This window comes from Xanthomonas sp. PPL134, from assembly GCF_040595915.1.
Lineage (GTDB): Bacteria > Pseudomonadota > Gammaproteobacteria > Xanthomonadales > Xanthomonadaceae > Xanthomonas_A > Xanthomonas_A indica.
Genome location: NZ_JAMDLL010000012.1, coordinates 69,438 through 90,434, shown reverse-complemented (window position 1 = coordinate 90,434; position 20,997 = coordinate 69,438). Strand labels below are relative to the sequence as shown.

The window sequence follows — 20,997 nt, the reverse complement described above, 5'->3', positions numbered from 1 at the left end:
CTTGGGGAGGAGTCGCCGTTCCTGGATCTGCTCCAGGGGATGGGAGGAGATCCGCGACAGGTATTGCGCCTGTCGAGGGATATAAGAACATTTCCCACCTTGCTCGTTCGTGAAGATTTAAGTTAAAAATTCGTCAGATTAAGGACGGATTCATTCCCAAAAATCGATACGAATACGCCGCGTCAAAGTTCCGTTCAATGGCTGCTGCGCCGCATGGCTGCAGGTGTGACGCCGGTTGGAATTCCGCGGCGCACAGCGCTTGGACGGTCAAAAAACCAACGCGAATGGGAAAGCGAAAATCACTGGCGGGATAATCCCCGGGAAAATCCGATTTCGATATCCGCGGTGCACGCGTGCGATGTCTACGCAAGACACCGCAGCGCAGGCCGAGTCCCGGGTGCATCCCCGGGACCCGGGCGATCAATGTGCCTCGTCCCAGTTGTCGCCCACCCCGCTGTCCACCACCAGCGGCACCTTCAGCTCCGCCGCCGCGGCCATGCGCCTGGTCACCTCCGGCAGCAGGGTGTCGACGAAATCGGCATCCGCCTCGAACACCAGTTCGTCGTGCACCTGCAGGATCATCAGTGCGCGGTCGCGGTGCGCCTGCAGCCAGGCGTCCACGCCGACCATGGCGCGCTTGATGATGTCGGCGGCGGTGCCCTGCATCGGCGCGTTGATCGCCGCACGCTCGGCACCGGCGCGCAGGCCCTGCTGGCGGGCGTTGATGTCGTTCAGGTACAGGCGGCGGCCGAACAGGGTCTCCACGTAGCCCTGGGTGCGCGCCTGCTCGCGCATGCGCTCCATGAAGTCGCGCACGCCTGGGTAGCGGCTGAAGTACAGCGCCACGTAGTCCTGCGCCTCGCCGCGGCCGATGCCCAGGTTGCGGGCCAGGCCGAACGCGCTCATGCCGTACATCAGGCCGAAGTTGATCGCCTTGGCGGCGCGGCGCTCGTTGCCGGTGACCTCCTCCAGCTTGCGTCCGAACACCTCGGCGGCGGTGGCACGGTGCACGTCCACGCCGCTGCCGAAGGCGCGCAGCAGGCCCGGGTCCTCGGACAGGTGGGCCATGATCCGCAGCTCGATCTGCGAATAGTCGCAGGCGATCAGCTTGCGCCCCGGCGGGGCGACGAAGGCGCGGCGGATGCGGCGGCCGTCGTCGGTGCGGATCGGGATGTTCTGCAGGTTGGGATCCGAGGACGACAGCCGCCCGGTGGCGGCACCGGCCTGGTGGTAGCTGGTGTGCACGCGGCCGGTGTCGGGATTGACCATCTCCGGCAGCTTGTCGGTGTAGGTGCCGCGCAGCTTGGCCAGGCCGCGGTACTCCAGGATCACCCGCGGCAGCTCGTGCTGGTCGGCGATCGCCTCCAGCGCCTCTTCGTTGGTGCTGGGCTGGCCCTTGGGGGTCTTCAGCACCGCCGGCAGCTTCAGTTCGTCGAACAGCACCGCCTGCAGTTGCTTGGGCGAGTCCATGTTGAAGCTGCGCCCGGCCAGCTCGGTGGCCTTCTGTTGCGCCGCCAGCATGCGCTGGCTCAGGTCCTGGCTCTGTCTGCGCAGCTCGGCGATGTCCACGCACACGCCGTTGGCCTCGACCCGCGCCAGCACCGGCACCAGCGGCATCTCGATCTCGCGGTAGACCCGCGCCAGCGCCGGCTCGGCGTCCAGCTGCGCCGACAGCGTGCGGTGCAGGCGCAGGGTGATGTCGGCATCCTCGGCGGCGTAGCGGGTGGCGTCGTCGATGGCCACCTGCGAGAAGGCGATCTGCTTGGCGCCCTTGCCGGCCACGTCCTCGTACTTGACCGTGTCGTAGCCCAGGTAGCGCCGGGCCAGCGAATCCATGTCGTGGCGGCTGGCGGTGGAATTGAGCACGAAGCTCTCCAGCATGGTGTCGTCGACGTAGCCCTGCACTTCCACGCCGTGGCGGCGCAGCACGTGCAGGTCGTACTTGCCGTGCTGGCCGACCTTGGCCTTGGCCGGATCCTCCAGCAGCGGCTTGAGCAGCGCCAGCGCCAGCGCGCGATCCAGTTGCACCGGCGCGCCGGGATAGTCGTGGCCCAGCGGCAGGTAGTCGGCGCGGCCCGGCTCGGTGGCGAAGCTGAGCCCGACCAGGTTGGCGCGCATTGCGTCCAGCGCGTCGGTCTCGGTGTCGAAGGCAAAGCCGTCGGCGGCGCGCAGGCGCCCGAGCAACTCCTCGAACTGCTCGGGCGTGCTCACCGCGGTGTAGTCGCCTTGGGCGGCCAGTGCCGGATCCAGCACGGCGGCATCGGCCGGCGCCGCGCCGCGGGCATAGCCGGCGGCGGTGCCGCGCAGGCTGGGCGTGGCTTCACTGGCGGCCTCCGGCGCGGCCACGCCGCCGTCCAGGTCGCGCAGCGCCTGGGTGAAGCCGTAGCGCTGGTACAGGCCGCGCAGCTGTTCCGGTTCCTGTTCGCGCAGGCCCAGCGTGCGCGGCCCGCCGGCCAGCGCCACGTCGGTCTTGATGGTGACCAGTTCGCGGTTCAGCGGCAGGCGTTCCAGCGCCGCGCGCAGGTTGTCGCCGATCTTGCCCTTGATCGCGTCGGCGTGGGCGATCACCCCGTCCAGCGAGCCGTACTCGGCCAGCCACTTGGCGGCGGTCTTGGGCCCGCACTTCTCCACCCCGGGCACGTTGTCGATGGCGTCGCCCATCAGCGCCAGCAGGTCGACGATCTGGTGCGGCCAGACCCCGAACTTTTCCATCACCGCCGCATCCGAATCCATGCGGCTGCCGCTCATGGTGTTGACCAGCTGCACGCCGGGGCGCACCAACTGGGCGAAATCCTTGTCGCCGGTGGAGATGGTGACGTCCAGGCCGTCGCCGGCGCCCTGCAGGGCCAGGGTGCCGATCACGTCGTCGGCCTCGACCCCGTCCTGGCGCAGGATGGTGATGCCCAGGGCATGCACGATCTGGCACATCGGCTCGACCTGCGCGCGCAGTTCGTCGGGCATCGGCGGGCGGTTGGCCTTGTACAGCGGGTACAGGTCGTCGCGGAAGGTCTTGCCCGGCGCGTCGACCACGAAGGCCACGTACTCGGGGCGCTCCTTGAGGGTGGCGCGCAACATGTTGACCACGCCGAACAGCGCGCCGGTGGGCTCGCCAGCGGCATTGGTCAGCGGCGGAAGCGCGTGGAACGCGCGATACAGGTAACTGGACCCGTCGATCAGGACTAATCGGCTCATCGGCCAATTCTACGCTGCGGCGATGAGCCCCTCTCCCACCGGGAGAGGGGTTGGGGTGAGGGTCCGGCGCGAAGCGACGCGCTGATTTGATCCACGAGGCTGCGCCCGGACCCTCATCCGCCCCTGCGGGGCATCTTCCCCCGAGGAGAGAAGGAACTGCGAGCCCCTCTCCCACCGGGAGAGGGGTTGGGGTGAGGGTCCGGCGCGAAGCGACTAGCTGACTTGGATCACGGGGCTGCGCCCGTACCCTCATCCGCCCCTGCGGGGCACCTTCTCCCGAGGGGAGAAGGGAACTGCGAGCCCCTCTCCCACCGGGAGAGGGGTTGGGGTGAGGGTCCGGCGCGAAGCGACGCGCCGACCTGATCCACGAGGCTGCGCCCGTACCCTCATCCGCCCCTGCGGGGCATCTTCTCCCGGTGGGAGAAGGGAGCGCGCGAGCCCCTCTCCCATCGGGAGAGGCGTTGGGGCGAGGGTACGGCGCGAAGCGACGCGCTGACTTGGTCCACGAGGCTGCGCCCGTACCCTCATCCGCCCCTGCGGGGCACCTTCTCCCGAGGGGAGAAGGGAGCGGCACGAGCCCCTCTCCCCCCGGGAGAGGGGTTGGGGTGAGGGTGCGGCATCATTCGCACACCGCATGCGGACACTCGGCGCATACTCTGCGTCATGTCCTGCACGTGGAGAACACCGTCATGAAAGCCCTGATCCTGGTCCCGTTGCTGCTGCTGGCGGGCTGCGCCTCCACCGGCCTTGGCCCGGACGGCGCGCCCGTGGACGTGCGCGGCGCGGAAACGACCCAGCGCAAGATGGAGAACGGCGACACCGTCGACGAGTATCGGGTGGGCGGCCAGCTGCGCATGGTCAAGGTGACGCCGGCGCGCGGACCGGCCTACTACCTGTATGACCGCAACGGCGACGGCCACATGGAAGTGGACGGCAGCAAGGACAACGTCTCGCCGGTGTACTGGAAGCTCTACAGCTGGTGACGCGCACACTGTGCGCTGCCAAACGGCGGCGCGCAGCGGCATGTGTACGCATCCGCCGAACGCCGGCCGACCGCCGCATACGGCACCGCGACACGCAGTGGCCGCGGTAGCGGTCGATGCGGCGGTCTTACGTCGCCGCCTGCTCATTGCATCCGGCGACCTACCCCGGGCCGCGCAGCGTCATTCGCGAGAGCCATGCCGCGTGCGGCGACCGCATACGTCGATCGTTCCAGCCTCCGCGCCGATGCCGGCGCGGGGCCGTCAGCCGCTCAGCGGATCACCAGCACCGGGATCTGGCTGTTGGTGAGGACTTCGGCGGTCTGGCTGCCGAGCAGGACCCGGCTCATGCCGCGGCGGCCGTGCGAGGTCATCACGATCAGGTCGCTGTTGCAGGCCACGGCCATGTCGATGATGCCCTCGGCGGCGTAGCGGTCGAGCACGTGGCGGCCGTGCGCGGTCACCCCGGTGGCCGCGGCGGCGGCCAGCGCCGGCGCCAGGATCGTCTGCGCGCCGGCTTCGCGGTCCTGGCGGTATTCGGGGCTGGCCTCGTAGCCCACGCTCCAGCCCATCGCGTCGTACATGCCCATCGCCCACGGCTCGGACACGGTGACGATATCCACCTCCGCGCCGAGCGCGGCGGCCAGCGCCAGGCCCTGCTGCAGACCCTTGGCGGACAACTCGGAACCATCGATGGCGATCAGGATGCGCTGGTACATGGGGTGCCTCCGGTGACGCCGCGCGCGGCGGCTAGGACAGCATTGCACACCCGTTGCGCGGCGCCCGCCTTGACCCGGATCAAATTCAGGCGCTGTGCGGCTTCAGCAGGCGTGCCGGATTGCCGGCCACGCGCGCGCCGGCCGGCACGTCGCGGGTGACCACGCTGCCGGCGCCGACCACCGCATCGTCGCCGATGGTCACGCCCGGCAGCACGATCGCGCCGCCGCCGATCCAGACGTTGCGCCCGATCGTCAGCGGCCGCCCCAGCTCCAGCCCCTCCGCGCGCTGCGCGGCCTCGCGCGGATGATCGGCCGCATAGAGCTGCACTGCCGGCCCGATCTGGGTGCCGGCGCCGATGTGCACCGGCGCCACGTCCAGGATCACGCAGTTGAAGTTGAGGAACACGTCCTCGCCGAGATGGATGTTGTAGCCGTAGTCGCAATGGAACGGCGGCCGCACCACCGCCCCACGTCCGACCGAGCCCAGCCCCTCTTCCAGCAGTGCGTGCCGCCGCGCCGGCGGCTCGGCCAGTGCCGCGTTGTAGCGCCGCATCCAGGCACTGGCCGCGTCCTGCTCGGCCTGCAGCTGCGCATCGTTGGGACGATAGGCCTCGCCGGCCAGCATCTTCTCTTTCTCGCTTCGCATCCTGCCCTCCCAGGCATCGTTCCACCCGCATGATGGCACTGCCGTGCGCGGCGGCCAACGCGTTCGCTGCATGAAGCCGCGCAGGCCGGCATCACCCGCGGCGCCAGGAAGCGCCTGACCTGCGGTTCCAATGCACCACGGCGGGTTGACGGGGCGGTCACATGCCTCCAACCCGATGCCGCCGATGCTGGAGCGCCACGCAAGGAACGGCGATGCGCCTGCATCATCTGAATTGCATCTCCACCTGCCCGCTCGGCGGCCACTGGATGGACGGACGCAGCAGCACCGGCCTGCTGCAACGCGGCCAGTTGACCTGCCACTGCATGCTGATCGAAACCGACGACACCCTGGTCTTGGTTGACACCGGATTCGGCTTGCGGGACGTCGCCGATCCGCACAGCCGTCTCAGCCGCTTTTTCCTGACCCTGGTACGGCCGGCGTTCCGTGCAGAAATGACCGCGATCCGGCAGATCCAGCGACTGGGCTTGGATCCGCGCGACGTGGGCCATATCGTCCTGACCCACCTGGATTTCGATCATGCCGGCGGCCTCGACGACTTCCCGCAGGCGCAGGTGCATCTGCTGGCCAGCGAGCGGGATCACGCGTTGCGCCAAGCGAGCTGGATGGACCGCCAGCGCTTCCGCCCACAGCAGTGGAGGGACCGCACGCGCTGGCGCACCTACGCCGCGGCCGATGGCGAGACGTGGAAGGGCTTCGACTGCATCCGTGCGCTGCGTGGCCTGCCGCCGGACATCCTGCTGGTGCCGTTGCCCGGGCATACCTTCGGCCATACCGGCGTGGCCGTGCAGGCCGGCGGACGCTGGCACCTGCTGGCCGGGGACGCATATTTCCACGCTGGCGAGATGGACCCGACGCGTCCGCATTGCCCACCGGGATTACGCCTGTACCAATGGATGCTGGAAAAGGACCGGCGCGCGCGCCTGGACAACCAGCACCGCCTGCGCACGCTGTGCCGGCAGCAGGGCGGTGACGTCCAGGTGTTCTGCTCACACGATGTGGGCGAGTTCGAGCGGCTGAGCGGCCGGCCCGCCGGGTTGCCGGCGGAGGCCTTGATCGGTGCGCCCTGACCAGCCCACCACGCCGCATTCACGCCCCGCGACGAATGCGCGTCCGATCATCGTCCCGACCGCGTCGGCGCACGCCCGGCCGCGCGGATTTTTCTCCCAGACAAGGCGGTGCGCGATGTCCCAGCGTGTGGAAGCAGGCCAGATGGTGTTCGTTGCCGACGGCGAGGTCGGTGTGGGCGCGGTGCGCGAGGTGCGCGACGGCGGCGCGGCCTTCGTCATCAATATCGAGAACGGCGGTGATTTCGTGGTGCCGTCCAGCGCGGTGCGCGACGTGCATTTCGGCAAGGTGATCCTGGCCGTCGAGCACCTGCCCGCACCGCTGCGCGAGGCGCTGCGGCATCCGCACGCTGCGGAGCTGCCGACCTCGACCTACGCCGCCAGCGATCCGAGCGACGGGGCGCTGAAGGACTGAAGCGACGGGCTGCCCGGCCGTGGCGTCGGGCGTCCAAGGGGGCTGACGACGCCTCGCTTGTGAGCGATCTGCACCGCGCCAGACCGGCCAGGCCGCGCTGCCGCCAGGCACCGGAAGGACGCCGCGTTCGCGTCGTCGCCCTCCGGCTGCCGCCAGCGCGCGCAGCACGTGCATGAACGGCATCGCCTGGCGCTTCGGCAGCCGGGCCGCCGCCGCTGCACCGGTGGCGACGGCAGGTGCTAACGTTCCGCGCTTCTGCCCCCCTCGCCCTTCGGAGCCGCGCATGTCCGCCACCGCTTTCCCCGTCTCCCGTCGCGCCCGCCGGGCGCTGGTCCTCGGCATCGGCCTGGCGCTCGCCGGCGCCGCGCAGGCGCAGGTGGTGCGCACGCCCGACGTGCCGGCGCCGCAGGACACGCCCTACCCCGGCACGCTGACCCTGCAGGTGGACGCTGGCGACGTGCGCCAGGGCATCTACCGGGTGCGCGAGACCATCCCGGTCAGCGCCGGGCGGCTGACCCTGCAGTACCCGCAGTGGATCCCGGGCGACCATTCGCCGAGCGGGCCGGTGGCGATGCTGGCCGGCCTCACCCTCACCGCCAACGGCAAGCCGCTGCCGTGGCGCCGCGACACCTTCGACGTGTACAGCTTCCACGTCGACGTGCCGCAGGGCGTGAGCGCGATCGACGCCAGCTTCCAGTACCTGTCGCCGCGCGACGACGGCTTCGAGATGACCGACAAGATGCTGCAGCTGGAGTGGAACAAGGTGGCGCTGTACCCGGCCGGCCACGACACCCGCGGCATCACCGTGGTGCCCAGCGTGACCCTGCCGGCCGGCTGGGAGTTCGGCACCGCGCTGGAGACCGCCAGCCGCAACGGCGCCACCACCACCTTCAAGCCGGTGGACTTCACCACCCTGGTCGACTCGCCGATCTATGCCGGGCGCTACTTCAAGCGCGTGGACCTGACCCCGGCCGGCGGCGCGCCGGTGCACCTGGACGTGGTCGCCGACGCGCCGCGGTTCCTGGACATCAGCGCCGAGCAGTTGCAGGTGCACCGCAACCTGCCGGTGCAGGCGATCAAGCTGTTCGGCTCGCACCACTACGCGCACTACGACTTCCTGTTCTCGCTGTCGGACGTGCTCGGCGGCAACGGCCTGGAGCACCACCAGTCCAGCGAGAACGGACTGGCCGCCGACTACTTCAGCGCCTGGGACGAGAACGCCCCGGACCGCGACCTGCTCGCGCACGAGTACACGCACTCGTGGAACGGCAAGTTCCGGCGCCCGGCCGACCTGTGGACGCCCACCTTCAACGTGCCGATGGGCGACTCGCTGCTGTGGGTCTACGAGGGCCAGACCCAGTACTGGGGGTATGTGCTGACCGCACGCGCCGGGATGTGGACGCCGCAGCAGTTCCGCGACGCGCTGGCGATGACCGCGGCCAACTACGACCGCAACCGCGCCGGCTTCCGCTGGCGCTCGCTGGAGGACACCACCAACGACCCCACCGCCGCGCATCGCGCGCCGCTGCCCTACCGCAGCTGGCAGATGAGCGAGGACTACTATAGCGGCGGGCAGATGGTGTGGCTGGCCGTGGACGCCAAGCTGCGCGCGATGAGCGGCGGACGCAAGTCGCTGGACGACGTGGCCAAGGCGTTCTTCGGCATCGACGACGGCAGTTTCGCGGTCAAGACCTATACCTTCGACGACGTCATCGCCGCGCTCGATGGCGTGGTCCACTACGACTGGGCCGACTACATCAACCGGCGCGTGTACCAGGTGGACCCGCCGCTGCTGGAAGGCCTGCAGGCCAGCGGCTGGACGCTGGTGTACACCGACCAGCCCAGCGCGTTCGAGAAGCAGTACGACGGCCGCCACCAGTCGGCGCGGCACCGCTACAACTTCGCCTGGTCGATCGGCCTGGTGATGAACGACGACGCCAGCATCAACGACGTGCTGTGGGACGGCCCGGCGTTCAAGGCCGGGGTCAGCAGCGGCGCCACGGTGCTCGCGGTCAACGGCCAGGACTACTCGCGCGACACGCTCAAGCAGGCCATCGCCGACGCCAAGGGCGGCAGCGCGCCGATCGTGCTGACGCTCAAGTACCAGGGCGGCGTGCGCGACGTGCCGGTGAACTACCACGATGGCCTGCAGTATCCGCACCTGGTGCGGGTCGAGGGCACGCCGGACTACCTGAGCAAGATCATCGCCGCACGGCGCTGAGCCGACACCGCCGCCGCTGCCGGCAACGCAGCGGCGGCAGGCCACGCGCAGCGGCGCCGTCACGCGCCGCACGCGGACGCCGGCGACAATGGCAGGCGTAATGTCCGTCCTGCCCCGGCATGCCTGCGATCGAGTTGCTGACCATCAATGCGCACATGGGCTTCAGCGTGCTGAAGCGGCGCTTCATGCTGCCGGAACTGCGCGCGGCGATCCGCGCCCTGCCCGCGGACCTGGTGTTCCTGCAGGAAGTGCTGGGCGAACACCAGGTGCATGCCGGCCGCCATGCCGACTGGCCGGCGCAGAGCCAGTACGAATTCCTCGCCGACGCGCTGTGGCCACAGTTCGCCTACGGCCGCAATGCGGTGTATCCGCATGGGCACCACGGCAACGCGCTGCTGTCGCGCTTCCCGATCGCCTCCTGCGTCAACCGCGACGTCTCCATCGCCGGCCACGAACACCGCGGACTGCTGCATGCGGTGCTGGAGATCCCCGGGCATCCCGTGGCGGCGCACGCGATCTGCGTGCACCTGGGCCTGCGCGAGGCGCACCGGCGCCGGCAGATCGGCCTGCTCGGCGCGTTGGTCGCCGAACTGCCGGCACAAGCGCCGCTGATCGTCGCCGGCGACTTCAACGACTGGCGCCAGCGCGGGCATCCGCTGCTGCAGCGGCATGGCCTGACCGAGGCCTTCGCGCACCTGCACGGGCGTGTGGCGCGCAGCTTCCCGGCGCGCTGGCCGCTGCTGCCGCTGGACCGGATCTATGTGCGCAACGTGCGCATCGAGGCCGCACGGGTGCTGACCGGCCGCCCCTGGTCGCACCTGTCCGACCACGCCCCGCTGCACGCCAGGATCGTGCTGTGAACCGTGCGGCGAACCTCGACACGCGCTGGCGCCAGGGCCACCGCCTGCAGTTGCTGGAGAACGGCGATGCGTACTTCCCGCGCGCCTTCGCCGCGATCGACGCGGCCCGCCACGAGGTATTGCTGGAGACCTTCATCTGGTTCGAGGACAAGGTGGGCCTGGCGCTGAAGGACCACCTGGTCGCCGCCGCGCGCCGCGGCGTGCGCGTGCGCCTGCTGGTGGACGCGTTCGGCTCGCCGGATCTCTCGCCCGGCTTCGTGCACGAACTCACCGAGGCCGGCGCCGAACTGCGCCTGTTCGACCAGCAGCCGACCCTGCTCGGCGTGCGCCTGAACGTGTTCCGGCGCATGCACCGCAAGCTGCTGGTGGTGGACGGGCGGATCGGCATGATCGGCGGCATCAACTGGTCGGCCGATCATCTGGCCGATTTCGGCCCGGAGGCCAAGCAGGACTACGCGGTGGAGGTGCACGGCCCGGTGGTGGCGGACATGGTGGCGTTCGTGCGCCGCACCCTGGGCACCCACGGCACCGGCGCAGGTTGGGTGCCGCAGGAAAAGGTCGATGTGCCGCCCGCTGGCGAGGCCGAGGTCTGCTTCCTGCCGCGCGACAATGCCGGCCGTTCGCGCAGCATCGAACGCGCCTACCGGCAGGCGTTCCGCGGCGCGCGCCACGAGATCGTGCTCGCCAACGCCTACTTCTTCCCCGGCTACGGCTTCCTGCGCGACCTGTGCGCCGCTGCCCGCCGCGGGGTGGCGGTGAAGCTGATCTTCCAGGGCCAGCCGGACACGCCGCTGGCGCTGTTCGCCGCACGCGCGCTGTACCGGCATCTGGTCGATGCCGGCGTGCAGATCTTCGAATACTGCGAGCGCCCGTTCCACGGCAAGGTCGCGGTAATCGACGGCCACTGGAGCACGGTGGGATCGAGCAACCTGGATCCGCTGAGCCTGGCGCTGAACCTGGAAGCCAACCTGGTGATCCGCAATGCCGCCTTCGCGCGCGACCTGCACGGGCGCCTGCAACGGCTGATGCAACGGCACTGCCGCGAAGTCGTGCCGGCGCAGGTGCCACGCGGGCGCTTCTGGCAACCGCTGCTGCGGCCGCTGCTGTTCCACGTGCTGCGCAACGTGCCGCAGTGGGCCAGCCGACTGCCCAAGCGCACGCCGCGCACCGCGGTGCTGCGGCGCAAGCGGCACGCACCATGAGCCGCCCGCGCAAACGCTGGCGCGTGCTGCGCCGCGTCGCCTATCTGGCCTTCCTGGTGCTGGTGGCGGTCCTGCTGGTCCGCGCGGCGCACAACGTGGATTGGGCGCAGGTCGGCACGACCCTGGCCGGCTACGGCGCCGGCACCCTGGCCGCCGCGGCCGGGCTGAGCCTGGCCAGCTATGTGCTGTATGCCGGCTACGACCTGGCCGCGCGTCGCTACGCGGCGCATGCGCTTCCGACGCCGCGGGTGATGGCGATTGCGACCATCGCCTACGCCTTCAGCCTGAATGTCGGCGCGCTGATCGGCGGCACCGGCATCCGCTACCGCCTGTATGGACGCGCCGGATTGGGGCTGGCGACGATCAGCCGCGTGGTCGGCTTCGCCATCGCCACCAACTGGATGGGCTACCTGCTGCTGACCGGCGCGTTGCTGGTCAGCGGCCGCCTGCGCACGCCCGCGCAGTGGCCGCTGAGCGGCGCGGCACTGCCCTGGATCGGCGCCGCGATGCTGGCCGCCGTGCTGGCGTACCTGATCGGCTGCCAGCGCGCGCATGGCCGCACGCTGCAGGTGCGCGGCCACGTCCTGCACCTGCCGCCGTTGCCGCTGGCCCTGCTGCAACTCGGCCTGGGTGCCGGCAACTGGGCGCTGATGGGGGCCCTGCTGTACGTGCTGATGCCGGCCGGCGTGGCCTACCTCTCGGTGCTCGGCGCACTGCTGGCGGCGGCCGTGGCCACCGCCATCGCCCACGTGCCGGCCGGCATCGGCGTGCTGGAAGCGGTGGTGCTGCCGCTGTTGGGATCGCAGGCGCCGCAGTCGGCCTTGCTGGCCGCGCTGCTGGCCTATCGCGCCTTCTACTACCTCGGCCCGCTGCTGCTGGCCTGTGCCGGCTATGCGGTGCTGGAGGCGCGGAGACGACGCGACACGCAGGCGCCACCGCACGCAGCGGGCACCGACTGACACAGCGGCGGCCAATCGCGTTAGCAGCGGCCCCACCGCTGCGTGTGGCGATGCTTGGCCTCAGCCAAGCATCGCCACACGCAGCGTTTGTTACGCTCGCGGCGACCAACGCGACCGCGCATGAAGGATCGGCATGAAACGCCATGGAGACCCGCTTTCGGACCTGGCGGTCGAGGCGGTACGGCCTGTCGCCATGGCCGAGGTCACGCTGTGCGCCGACCCCGGCGAGCCGAGGGCGATCGCGCAGTGCTTGCCGGATTGTGCCGAGGAGATGGAGCGCATGGGTGCCGATTACGATCATCTGCACCTTTCCGACCGCATCGCGCAGTTCGAGACTGCGCCGCAGTTCGTGGTGGCTGCCGCGACGGTGGGATGATGCAGTCCGCGCGCCGGAGCGGTTGGCGGCCGACCTGCGCACCGCGCACGCCCCGGCATACCACCATCGCGTCGGCCTACAGCACCGTCAGATTGGCGTACGCCATCACCAGCCATTTGGCGCCGGCTTCGTCGAACTGCACCTGCACGCGGGCGTGGGCGCCGCTGCCTTCGTAATCGATGACCACGCCGCCGCCGAACTTGGGATGCTGCACGTTGGCGCCGAGCTTGATCGCCGGCGCCTCGATCACGCTGTGGCCCAGGCTGCGCGGTGCACCCAGCGAGGCGCTGCGCGAGACCTGCACCTTCGGCCGCACTTCGTGCAGCAGCTCGCGCGGGATCTCGCGCAGGAAGCGCGAGGGCACGTTGTAGTTGTCCTGGCCGTGGATGCGCCGCGACTCGGCATAGCTCAGCACCAGCTTGTGGCGGGCGCGGGTGATGCCGACGTAGGCCAGGCGCCGCTCTTCCTCCAGGCGTCCGCTCTCCTCCAGCGAACGCGCACTGGGGAACAGGCCGTCTTCCATGCCGGCCAGGAACACGATCGGGAATTCCAGGCCCTTGGCCGAGTGCAGGGTCATCAACTGCACGCCGTCCTCGCCGGCCTGGGCCTGACCTTCGCCGGCCTCCAGCGAGGCATAGGCCAGGAACGCGACCAGTTCGGTCATCGCCTGGCGGCCCTCGTCGGCGTCCTCGTCGGCGTCGGCGCGGACGAAGCGCGAGGCCACCGAGACCAGTTCGTCGAGGTTGTCGGTGCGCGACTCCGAATCCAGCCCGCCGCGGCTCTCCTTGCTCCAGTGATCGCGCAGGGTGGAACGCGCCAGCACCTGGTCGATCTGTTCGGGCAGCGGCAGCCCGGCCACGTCCGCGGCCAGTTGCTCGATCAGGCCGAGGAACTGGCCCAGCGCGTTGCGCGCGCGTGCGGCCAGTTCGCCGCCCTGCTGCGCGGCCTGTTGCGCCGACGCCCACAGCGACAGCGACTGCGCGCGCGCCAGGCGCCGCACCTCGTCCAGGGTACGGTCGCCGATGCCGCGCGGCGGCGTGTTGACCGCGCGCTCGAAGGCCGCATCGTCGGCACGGTTGGCGACCAGGCGCAGGTAGGCCAGGGTGTCCTTGATTTCGGCGCGCTCGAAGAAGCGCATGCCGCCGTAGACGCGGTACGGCACCTGCTCGGCGATCAGCGCCTCTTCGAACGCGCGCGACTGCGCGTTGCTGCGGTAGAGCACCGCCGCCTCGCTGTAGCTGCCGCCGTCGCGCACCCATTGGCGCACGCGCTCGACCACGTAGCGCGCCTCGTCCACCTCGTTGTAGGCCGCGTACAGGTCGATCGGCTCGCCGTCGCCGGAATCGGTCCACAGCTGCTTGCCGATGCGGTCGGGGTTGTGCGCGATCACCGCGTTGGCGGCGTTGAGGATGTTGGCGCTGGAGCGGTAGTTCTGCTCCAGGCGGATGGTCTGCGCGCTGGGGAAATCGGTGAGGAAGCGCTGCACGTTCTCGACCTTGGCGCCGCGCCAGCCGTAGATCGCCTGATCGTCGTCGCCGACCACGAACACGTGGCCGCTGTCGCCGGCGAGCACGCGCACGAAGGCGTACTGGATGGCGTTGGTGTCCTGGAATTCGTCGACCAGGATCTCGCCGAAGCGGGCACGGTAATGCGCCAGCAACGCCGGGGTGTCGCGCAGCAGTTCGTGCGCGCGCAGCAGCAGTTCGGCGAAATCGACCAGGCCGGCGCGGTCGCAGCGCTCCTGGTACAGCGCATAGGCGTTGCGCAACGTAGTGACCCACTCGTCGCGCGGCTCCGGCTGGATGTGCTGCGCGCGGCGGCCCTCGTCCTTCTGCTGGTTGATCCACCACACGATCTGCTTGGGCGGGAACTTGCCCTCGTCCAGCTCCAGCTGCTGCACCACGCGCTTGACCAGGCGCAACTGGTCGTCGGCGTCGAGCACCTGGAAGCTCTCGGGCAGCTTCGCGTCCTGCCAGTGCAGGCGCAGCAGGCGGTGCGCCAGGCCGTGGAAGGTACCGATCCACATGCCGCGGCTGCCGTTGCGCAACTGCAGGTCGGCGCGGTGGCGCATCTCGCCCGCGGCCTTGTTGGTGAAGGTGACCGCCAGGATGCCGTGCACCGGCACGCCATGCACCTGGTGCAGCCAGGCGATGCGATGGGTGAGCACGCGCGTCTTGCCGGAGCCGGCGCCGGCCAGGACCAGATAATGGCCGGGGGCGGCGGAAACGGCCTCGCGCTGGGCGGGGTTCAGATCGTCGAGCAAATGAGAGACATCCACCCGCGCATTTTAGCCGGTGCAGCGGCGCAGCGGCTGCGACAGCGCGCGCCGCCCGGCACACGACCTGGCGTCAATCGGTGCGGAACAGCCGTTCGGCGAGGAAATCCACGAACACGCGCAGCTTCGGCGAGAGTTGCCGGCGCGACGGCCACACCACGAAGAACGCGCCGCCATCGGCCATGTGCGCATCCAGCACCGACTGCAGGCGGCCGTCGGCCAACGCATCGCGGGCCAGGAACGCCGGCATGCAGGCGATGCCCATGCCGGCGATCGCCGCCGCGCGCACCGCCTCCATGTTGTTGCAGGTGAGCACCGCCGGCGGCAGCGGCGCCGATTCGGCCAGCGGCCAGTCCTGCGGCTTGCCGGTATCGGGAACGCGGAACAGCACGCCATCGTGCGCGGCCAGTTCCGCCGGGGTCTGCGGCACGCCGCGGCGGCGCAGGTAGTCCGGCGCCGCGCACAGGCAGAAGCGGAACGGTCCCAGCCGCCGCGCCAGCAGCCGCGAGTCGGCCTGCACGCCGCTGCGGATCACCGCGTCCAGGCCGTGTTCGAGCAGATCGACCACGCGGTCGTCGAAGTCCAGGTCCAGCTCCACGTCCGGATAGCGCTGGCGGAATTCGGGCAGCAGCGGTACCAGGAACCGGTAGCCGATGGTCGGCAGGCCGACCCGCAGGCGCCCGCGCGGCGCCTGCCGGGTCTGCGCCAGCGCCTCCTCGGCCTCGCGCAGGTCGGCCAGCACGCGCTGGCAATGCTCCAGGAACAGCGCGCCCTCGGCGGTCAGCGCGATGCGCCGGGTGGTCCGCTGCAGCAGGCGCACGCCGAGCTCGCGTTCCAGCACCGCGACGCTCTTGCCCACCGCCGAGGCCGAGATGCCGAGCACGCGGCCGGCGCCGACGAAACTGCGCTGCTCGGCGGCACGGACGAAGGCAACGATGCCGGTGAGGCGGTCCATGCGGCGATATTAGAGCGTTCTGTTCCGCAAAGTGTGGAAGAGCAAGGTCTTTTTCGCGGATTACCGCCTCGGTATCTCTAGTGGCCTTCCGACATCCGCCACACGAGTCGCTCCGATGACCGCCGCTTCGACCTCCCCCTCCACGCCCCTGCCGCGCCGGGGTGCCGCCCTGGCCGCGGTGTGCCTGGCCGCCCTGGCGCTGCCGCTGAACTTCTCCGGCGGCGCCGTCGCCACCCCGGCGATCGGCGCGGCCCTGGGCGGCAGCGCGCTGGCCCTGGCCTGGATCACCAACGCCTTCATGCTCAGCTTCGGCAGCCTGCTGCTGGCCGCCGGTGCGCTCGCCGACCGGCATGGACGGCGCCGGGTGTTCCTTGGCGGCCTGGCGCTGTTCGCCCTGGCGACGCTGGGCGTGGCGGTGGCCGGTTCGGTCGCGGCGATCGACCTGTGGCGGGCGCTGCAGGGTGTCGGTGCCGCCGCCGCGCTGGCCGCCGGCACCGCGGCGCTGGCGCCGCTGTACACCGGCGCCGCGCGCACGCGTGCGTTCAGCCTGCTCGGCACCACCTTCGGCACCGGCCTGGCGTTCGGCCCGCTGGCCGCCGGCGCGTTGAGCGAACGGCTGGGCTGGCGCGCCATCTTCTTCGGCGTGGCCGCGGTCGCGGCGCTGGCATGGGCCCTGGCCGCGCGCTGGCTGCCCGCCTCGCGCGCTCCGGCCGCCGGTCCGCCCGACCGTGCCGGTGCCGTGAGCTTCAGCGCGGCGTTGGCGCTGTTCACCGCCGGCCTGATCCAGGGGCCGCACAGCGGCTGGGGCAGCGCCGCGACACTGGCCCTGCTCGGCGCCGCCGCGCTGCTGCTGTTCGCCTTCGTGGAGATCGAACGGCGCCGCCGGCATCCACTGCTGGACCTGAGCCTGTTCCGCTACCGGCGCTTCGTCGGCGTACAACTGCTGCCGGTCGCCACCTGCTACAGCTACGTGGTGCTGTTGGTGCTGCTGCCGCTGCGCATCATCGGCGTGGATGGCGCGCCCGCCGCCAGCGCCGGCCTGACGCTGCTGGCGCTGTCGGCGCCGATGCTACTGGTGCCGAGCCTGGCCGCCGTGCTGGCGCAGCGGATCGCCCCGGCCTGGCTGTCCGCGGCCGGGTTGGCGGCGGCCGCGGCCGGCCTGTGCTGGCTGGGCGCGCGGCCGCCGGCGCAGGCGCTGCCGGCGCTGCTGCTGATCGGCACCGGCACCGCCCTGCCCTGGGGCCTGATGGATGCGCTGTCGGTCAGCGTGGTGCCGAGCGAACGCGCCGGCATGGCCGCCGGTCTGTTCGGCACCCTGCGCGTGGCCGGCGAAGGCATCGCCCTGGCCAGCGTGGCGGCCGTGCTGGCGGCCTTGCTGCAGATGCGGCTGGCCGCGGTTGCGCCGCTGCTGCCGCACGCGGCCCTGGCGGACACCGCGCAGCGCCTGGTCGCCGGCGAGCTGTCGGCCTCCATGCACGAGGGTGCGCTGTCCGCAACGCAACTGCGCCTGGCCTATGCGGCGGCCTTCGGCACGCTCACCCGGGTGCTGGCGGCGATCACCGCGCTGGCGGCGATCGCGATCTGCCTGCTGCTCGGGCGCACGCCGCAGCACGCGGTGGATGAACGCTTCTGATGCCCGCGGGGAAGTCCCGTGCAGGAGCGGCTTCAGCCGCGATGGGCGTTACCGGGAACGCCTGTCGCGGCTGAAGCCGCTCCTTCGAGGTCCCACGTTGGTCCGCTGTGGCAACGAGAGCGATGCGAGGTATTCGGATGTCATCGCCGCGCCGACATGCATCGTGGCGAGGCCTGCTCCGCGGTGTTCAGTGCGTCGCGTCGCGTGCCGACACGTCCAGCGCCAGCAGCGCCTGCGCGGTCTGCTGCGCCTGCACCCGCAGCTCGGGGATCGCCAGGCTTTCCCACAGGCTGCCGATGCGCAGGCTGCCGAGCACGCGGATGCGCGGCGTGGCGTGGCCATCGGCATCGAGCAGTGCACCGTCGGCGGCGCTGCCCACGCCGATGCCGTGCGGCCCCGGCTGCGCATGGCCACAGCCCAGCAACTGGTGCAGCAGCGGATTGCGCATGGTCTGCGCGCGCAGTTCGACGCCGGTGGCATTGATCACGCAGTGCGCGTCGAGCTGCAACGGCGCACCGTCGGCGCCCATGCCGTTGACCTGCACGCAGGCGCCGACCGGGAACACCGTGTCCAGCCGCGCGCGGTGCAGGCGCAGCTGGCCGACCCGGCGCATCGCCTGCAGTTGCGCGAACACCGGTTCGGCGATGCGATGCCGATGCACGTCCCAGTAGCGCACCACGTGACGCAGGAACCGGCGCTGCTCGGCGACCGACAGCGATTGCCACAGCGCCTGGCTCAGCGGCCGCACCCGGTCCATCACGCTCTGCCACGGCCGGCCCTGCGCCTGCGCCGCGGCGGCATGGCGGCGCAGCGCGCGCACGCGCTGGCGCAGCGGCAGCGCCAGCAGCGCCTGCGCATCGAAGTCGGCCGGCGCGCCATGCGCGGCATGCGGCAACGGCAGCAACGCGTGCCGCGAGACCACGTGCACCGGGCCACGGTGCGCATTGGCCAGCAGGGTCAGCACGCTGTCGGCCATGCTCAGGCCGGAGCCGACGATGCACACCGTCGCCTCGCGCGGAATCGCCTGCAACTGCGCGTAGTCCCAGGCCTCGATCCGCGACGGCGCGTCGAGACTGGGCGCACCGCGCGCCGGCAGCGGACGCAGGCTGTTGCCCAGCGCCAGCACGGTGGCACCGGCGTGCAGGTGGCCACCGTCGTGCAAGTGCAGGCGTTGTCCGCCGGTCGGCTGCGGGTGCAGCGCCAGCACGCGCGCCTGCCGCCATTGCAGGCGCGCCGGCCCGGCGGCCTGCGCCTGCTGCAGCCGCGCGCGCAGGTAGGCGGCGTAATGGCGGCGCTGCACGTAGGCGTCGGCCAGCGCCGCGCGCGACAGCTGCGGATACAGCGCTTGCTGCTGCAGCCAGTCGAGGAAATCGTCGGGCGCCTCGGCGAAGGCGCTCATACGGCCGGCGGTCACGTTCAACAGGTGCTCGGCGCACGGCGTCGCATAGGCCACGCCCTGCGCCAGCGCCGGCTGCGCTTCGATCAGTTGCACGCGCAGCGCGGTGTCGGCGTGGCGCAGCAGCTGCAAGGCGACCAGCACGCCGGCCGCGCCGCCGCCGACGATGGCGATGTCGCAGTCGTCCTCGACCGGGTCGCTGGGGACAAGCTCACTCATGCCGCGATTGTAAGGGAAGCCCCCACCGACCCGGTCCGCGGCTGAGAACCGTCGCGCATGTGCCGGCACCGATCGCGCATGAGCGCGTCATGCGCCTGTCATCGGCATGCGTCACATCAGGGCATCGGCAAGGCGGGCGATGCCTTCGCGGCTGCGCCGCCAGGCCGGCCGCTTGCGCCAGTCCTGCAGCGTCAGCACCCGCGCATCGGCCAGGTAATCGGCCTCCACCGCGCGCAGCCGCTGCACCACCGCGGCGCTGTAGCACAGCATGCCGACCTCGGCGTTCAACGCGAACGAGCGGATGTCCAGGTTGATCGAGCCGACCAGGGCGATGCCTTCGTCCACGCTCAGGTGCTTGGCGTGCAGGAAGCACGGCCGATACAGCGCGATCTTGACTCCGCTGCGCAGCAGTTCGTCGTAGTAGGCCTCCTGCGCCCAGGCGGTGAGCCGCTGGTTGTTGCTCTCGGACAGGATCAGCTGCACGTCCACCCCGGACAGCGCGGCGATGCGCAGCGCGCTGAGCGTGGCCTCGTCCGGCACGAAGTACGGCGTGACCATGACGATGCGCCGCCGCGCCAGATGGACGAGCGCGTTGACGGTGTCGCGCGCGTTCTCGAACGGGTACGCCGGTCCGCTGGGCAGCAGCTGCGCGGCGACGCCGCCACCGTGGATGGAGGCGGGTGCGACCACGCTGAGGCGCTGCCCGGTCTCGATGAACCAGTCGCTGGCGAACACCGCTTCCAGATGCGCCACCACCGGCCCCTGCACCCGCGCCACCAGTTCGCGGTTGGGATGGCCGGGGACGAACTGCGGCTCGGCCAGGTTCTGCGAGCCGATGTAGCCGACGCGGTTGTCGATCACCGCGATCTTGCGGTGGTTGCGCAGGTCCATGCGCCCGCTGCGGCGCCAGCGCAGCCCGCCCGGCAACAAGGCCTGCACTTCGACCCCGGCCGCGTGCAGGCGCTTGCGGTAACGGCGCAGGCCGCGGCGGCCGCCGCGCGCATCCAGCAGCAGCCGGCAGCGCACGCCGCGCGCGGCGGCGCGCAGCAAGGCGGCGCTCACCGCATCGCCGACTGCGTCGTCGAACATCAGGTAGTACAGCAGGTGCACGCGCTCGACCGCCGCGTCGATGTCGTCGATCAGCGCCTGCAGCGAGGGCGCATAGCGATCGAGCAGCTCGACGCTGTTGCCATGGGTCGGCATGAAATCGCCCTGGCGCTCGACCAGCGGCACCACTTCGGCGACCACGGTGTCGGCCGGCGGCGCCCAGCGCAGCGCGGTCAGCGGCACCTGCTGCTCGCGGATCACCTGCGAGGCCAGCGCCTGGCGGCGGATGCGCTCGCGCGACAGCCAGGGATGGCCGAGCAACAGGTACAGCGGCAACCCCAACAACGGCACGAAGCCCACCAGCAACAGCCAGCTGCGTGCCGCGCCGGGCGTGGTGCGGGTGGGGATCCACAACAGCGCCACCAGCCGGATCAACCAGTCCAGCGCCAGCAGCCACGTGCCTTCCAACCAGACCGGCAGCATCGCGATCCTCGCAACCCAGGTCGCCCGATTCTGCGGACTGCGCCGGCAAACGCAACCATGGCCGCATATCGGCGGCGGGGTTTTCCATTCCCCAGACGCACGAAACCCGCCTTGCGGCGGGTTCGGTGTCCAGCGTGAGCGGCGATCCGAGGATCAGCCGATCACTTGATCTTGCCTTCCTTGTACAGGACGTGCTTGCGCACGACCGGATCGTACTTGAGGAATTCCATCTTCCCCGGGGTGTTCTTCTTGTTCTTGTCCGTGGTGTAGAAGTGGCCGGTACCGGCCGAGGAAATCATACGGACCTTATCGCGCTTGCCTGCCATGATGCTCT

17 protein-coding genes are annotated in these 20,997 nt (G+C 70.7%); 9 read left to right on the top strand and 8 right to left on the bottom strand.

What is annotated here, in order from left to right:
- Nucleotides 1-420 precede the first annotated feature (420 nt).
- Nucleotides 421-3,192, bottom strand: a complete 2,772-nt coding sequence (gene polA, locus M3U25_RS17575) for a DNA polymerase I (protein ID WP_355502787.1) — start codon at nucleotides 3,190-3,192, stop codon at nucleotides 421-423.
- Nucleotides 3,193-3,881: 689 nt separating this feature from the next.
- Between polA and M3U25_RS17570 the strand changes: the two genes are divergently transcribed.
- Nucleotides 3,882-4,175: a DUF2782 domain-containing protein gene (locus tag M3U25_RS17570; protein ID WP_160946949.1), complete on the top strand. Its 294-nt coding sequence runs from the start codon at nucleotides 3,882-3,884 to the stop codon at nucleotides 4,173-4,175.
- A gap of 269 nt (nucleotides 4,176-4,444) precedes the next feature.
- On the opposite strand, the gene M3U25_RS17565 is transcribed toward M3U25_RS17570, so the two are convergent.
- Both M3U25_RS17565 and M3U25_RS17560 read right to left on the bottom strand, forming a co-directional pair.
- Complete coding sequence (locus M3U25_RS17565; protein WP_242082880.1) at nucleotides 4,445-4,891, bottom strand: universal stress protein; 447 nt, start codon at nucleotides 4,889-4,891, stop codon at nucleotides 4,445-4,447.
- A gap of 85 nt (nucleotides 4,892-4,976) precedes the next feature.
- Nucleotides 4,977-5,537, bottom strand: coding sequence for a sugar O-acetyltransferase (locus M3U25_RS17560; protein ID WP_355502790.1), 561 nt, complete (start codon nucleotides 5,535-5,537; stop codon nucleotides 4,977-4,979).
- A gap of 212 nt (nucleotides 5,538-5,749) precedes the next feature.
- Between M3U25_RS17560 and M3U25_RS17555 the strand changes: the two genes are divergently transcribed.
- The 7 genes from M3U25_RS17555 to M3U25_RS17525 all read left to right on the top strand — a co-directional run bounded on the left by M3U25_RS17555 (nucleotide 5,750) and on the right by M3U25_RS17525 (nucleotide 12,655).
- On the top strand, nucleotides 5,750-6,625 hold the full coding sequence (locus tag M3U25_RS17555) for an MBL fold metallo-hydrolase (protein WP_242082877.1): 876 nt from the start codon (nucleotides 5,750-5,752) through the stop codon (nucleotides 6,623-6,625).
- 115 nt (nucleotides 6,626-6,740) lie between these two features.
- Nucleotides 6,741-7,037, top strand: coding sequence for a hypothetical protein (locus tag M3U25_RS17550; protein ID WP_242157184.1), 297 nt, complete (start codon nucleotides 6,741-6,743; stop codon nucleotides 7,035-7,037).
- 283 nt (nucleotides 7,038-7,320) lie between these two features.
- Nucleotides 7,321-9,258 (top strand): peptidase M61, encoded by a 1,938-nt coding sequence (locus tag M3U25_RS17545; RefSeq protein ID WP_355502793.1) that lies wholly within the window; start codon nucleotides 7,321-7,323, stop codon nucleotides 9,256-9,258.
- A gap of 119 nt (nucleotides 9,259-9,377) precedes the next feature.
- Nucleotides 9,378-10,118 carry an endonuclease/exonuclease/phosphatase family protein gene (locus M3U25_RS17540; protein WP_355502794.1) on the top strand — a complete coding sequence of 247 codons (741 nt, stop codon included), beginning with the start codon at nucleotides 9,378-9,380 and terminating at the stop codon, nucleotides 10,116-10,118.
- Nucleotides 10,115-11,320, top strand: coding sequence for a cardiolipin synthase ClsB (gene clsB / locus M3U25_RS17535; protein WP_355502796.1), 1,206 nt, complete (start codon nucleotides 10,115-10,117; stop codon nucleotides 11,318-11,320). The genes M3U25_RS17540 and clsB overlap by 4 nt, the downstream gene beginning before the upstream one ends.
- Nucleotides 11,317-12,279 (top strand): lysylphosphatidylglycerol synthase domain-containing protein, encoded by a 963-nt coding sequence (locus tag M3U25_RS17530; RefSeq protein ID WP_242157198.1) that lies wholly within the window; start codon nucleotides 11,317-11,319, stop codon nucleotides 12,277-12,279. Before clsB ends, M3U25_RS17530 begins: the two co-directional genes overlap by 4 nt.
- Nucleotides 12,280-12,412: 133 nt before the next feature.
- Nucleotides 12,413-12,655 carry a hypothetical protein gene (locus M3U25_RS17525; protein WP_355502799.1) on the top strand — a complete coding sequence of 81 codons (243 nt, stop codon included), beginning with the start codon at nucleotides 12,413-12,415 and terminating at the stop codon, nucleotides 12,653-12,655.
- Between the two features lie 76 nt (nucleotides 12,656-12,731).
- On the opposite strand, the gene uvrD is transcribed toward M3U25_RS17525, so the two are convergent.
- Nucleotides 12,732-14,933, bottom strand: coding sequence for a DNA helicase II (gene uvrD, locus M3U25_RS17520; RefSeq protein ID WP_355502801.1), 2,202 nt, complete (start codon nucleotides 14,931-14,933; stop codon nucleotides 12,732-12,734).
- 70 nt (nucleotides 14,934-15,003) lie between these two features.
- Complete coding sequence (locus M3U25_RS17515) at nucleotides 15,004-15,885, bottom strand: LysR substrate-binding domain-containing protein (protein WP_355502803.1); 882 nt, start codon at nucleotides 15,883-15,885, stop codon at nucleotides 15,004-15,006.
- A 115-nt stretch (nucleotides 15,886-16,000) separates the two neighbouring features.
- Between M3U25_RS17515 and M3U25_RS17510 the strand changes: the two genes are divergently transcribed.
- Complete coding sequence (locus M3U25_RS17510) at nucleotides 16,001-17,518, top strand: MFS transporter (RefSeq protein ID WP_355502805.1); 1,518 nt, start codon at nucleotides 16,001-16,003, stop codon at nucleotides 17,516-17,518.
- Nucleotides 17,519-17,705: 187 nt separating this feature from the next.
- On the opposite strand, the gene M3U25_RS17505 is transcribed toward M3U25_RS17510, so the two are convergent.
- The 3 genes from M3U25_RS17505 to rpmG form a co-directional block, all read right to left on the bottom strand.
- Nucleotides 17,706-19,133 carry an FAD-dependent oxidoreductase gene (locus M3U25_RS17505; protein WP_355502807.1) on the bottom strand — a complete coding sequence of 476 codons (1,428 nt, stop codon included), beginning with the start codon at nucleotides 19,131-19,133 and terminating at the stop codon, nucleotides 17,706-17,708.
- A gap of 111 nt (nucleotides 19,134-19,244) precedes the next feature.
- Nucleotides 19,245-20,663 (bottom strand): cardiolipin synthase, encoded by a 1,419-nt coding sequence (gene cls / locus M3U25_RS17500; protein ID WP_160946936.1) that lies wholly within the window; start codon nucleotides 20,661-20,663, stop codon nucleotides 19,245-19,247.
- A 161-nt stretch (nucleotides 20,664-20,824) separates the two neighbouring features.
- Nucleotides 20,825-20,992 (bottom strand): 50S ribosomal protein L33, encoded by a 168-nt coding sequence (gene rpmG, locus M3U25_RS17495; RefSeq protein WP_169411268.1) that lies wholly within the window; start codon nucleotides 20,990-20,992, stop codon nucleotides 20,825-20,827.
- Between the last annotated feature and the right edge of the window lie 5 nt (nucleotides 20,993-20,997).

What these genes read in the sequence shown, in the direction of transcription:
- polA (WP_355502787.1), bottom strand. Translation starts at nt 3,192, where the DNA reads ATGAGCCGATTAGTCCTGATCGACGGGTCCAGTTACCTGTATCGCGCG.
- M3U25_RS17570 (WP_160946949.1), top strand. Translation starts at nt 3,882, where the DNA reads ATGAAAGCCCTGATCCTGGTCCCGTTGCTGCTGCTGGCGGGCTGCGCC.
- M3U25_RS17565 (WP_242082880.1), bottom strand. Translation starts at nt 4,891, where the DNA reads ATGTACCAGCGCATCCTGATCGCCATCGATGGTTCCGAGTTGTCCGCC.
- M3U25_RS17560 (WP_355502790.1), bottom strand. Translation starts at nt 5,537, where the DNA reads ATGCGAAGCGAGAAAGAGAAGATGCTGGCCGGCGAGGCCTATCGTCCC.
- M3U25_RS17555 (WP_242082877.1), top strand. Translation starts at nt 5,750, where the DNA reads ATGCGCCTGCATCATCTGAATTGCATCTCCACCTGCCCGCTCGGCGGC.
- M3U25_RS17550 (WP_242157184.1), top strand. Translation starts at nt 6,741, where the DNA reads ATGTCCCAGCGTGTGGAAGCAGGCCAGATGGTGTTCGTTGCCGACGGC.
- M3U25_RS17545 (WP_355502793.1), top strand. Translation starts at nt 7,321, where the DNA reads ATGTCCGCCACCGCTTTCCCCGTCTCCCGTCGCGCCCGCCGGGCGCTG.
- M3U25_RS17540 (WP_355502794.1), top strand. Translation starts at nt 9,378, where the DNA reads ATGCCTGCGATCGAGTTGCTGACCATCAATGCGCACATGGGCTTCAGC.
- M3U25_RS17530 (WP_242157198.1), top strand. Translation starts at nt 11,317, where the DNA reads ATGAGCCGCCCGCGCAAACGCTGGCGCGTGCTGCGCCGCGTCGCCTAT.
- M3U25_RS17525 (WP_355502799.1), top strand. Translation starts at nt 12,413, where the DNA reads ATGAAACGCCATGGAGACCCGCTTTCGGACCTGGCGGTCGAGGCGGTA.
- M3U25_RS17515 (WP_355502803.1), bottom strand. Translation starts at nt 15,885, where the DNA reads ATGGACCGCCTCACCGGCATCGTTGCCTTCGTCCGTGCCGCCGAGCAG.
- M3U25_RS17510 (WP_355502805.1), top strand. Translation starts at nt 16,001, where the DNA reads ATGACCGCCGCTTCGACCTCCCCCTCCACGCCCCTGCCGCGCCGGGGT.
- M3U25_RS17505 (WP_355502807.1), bottom strand. Translation starts at nt 19,133, where the DNA reads ATGAGTGAGCTTGTCCCCAGCGACCCGGTCGAGGACGACTGCGACATC.
- cls (WP_160946936.1), bottom strand. Translation starts at nt 20,663, where the DNA reads ATGCTGCCGGTCTGGTTGGAAGGCACGTGGCTGCTGGCGCTGGACTGG.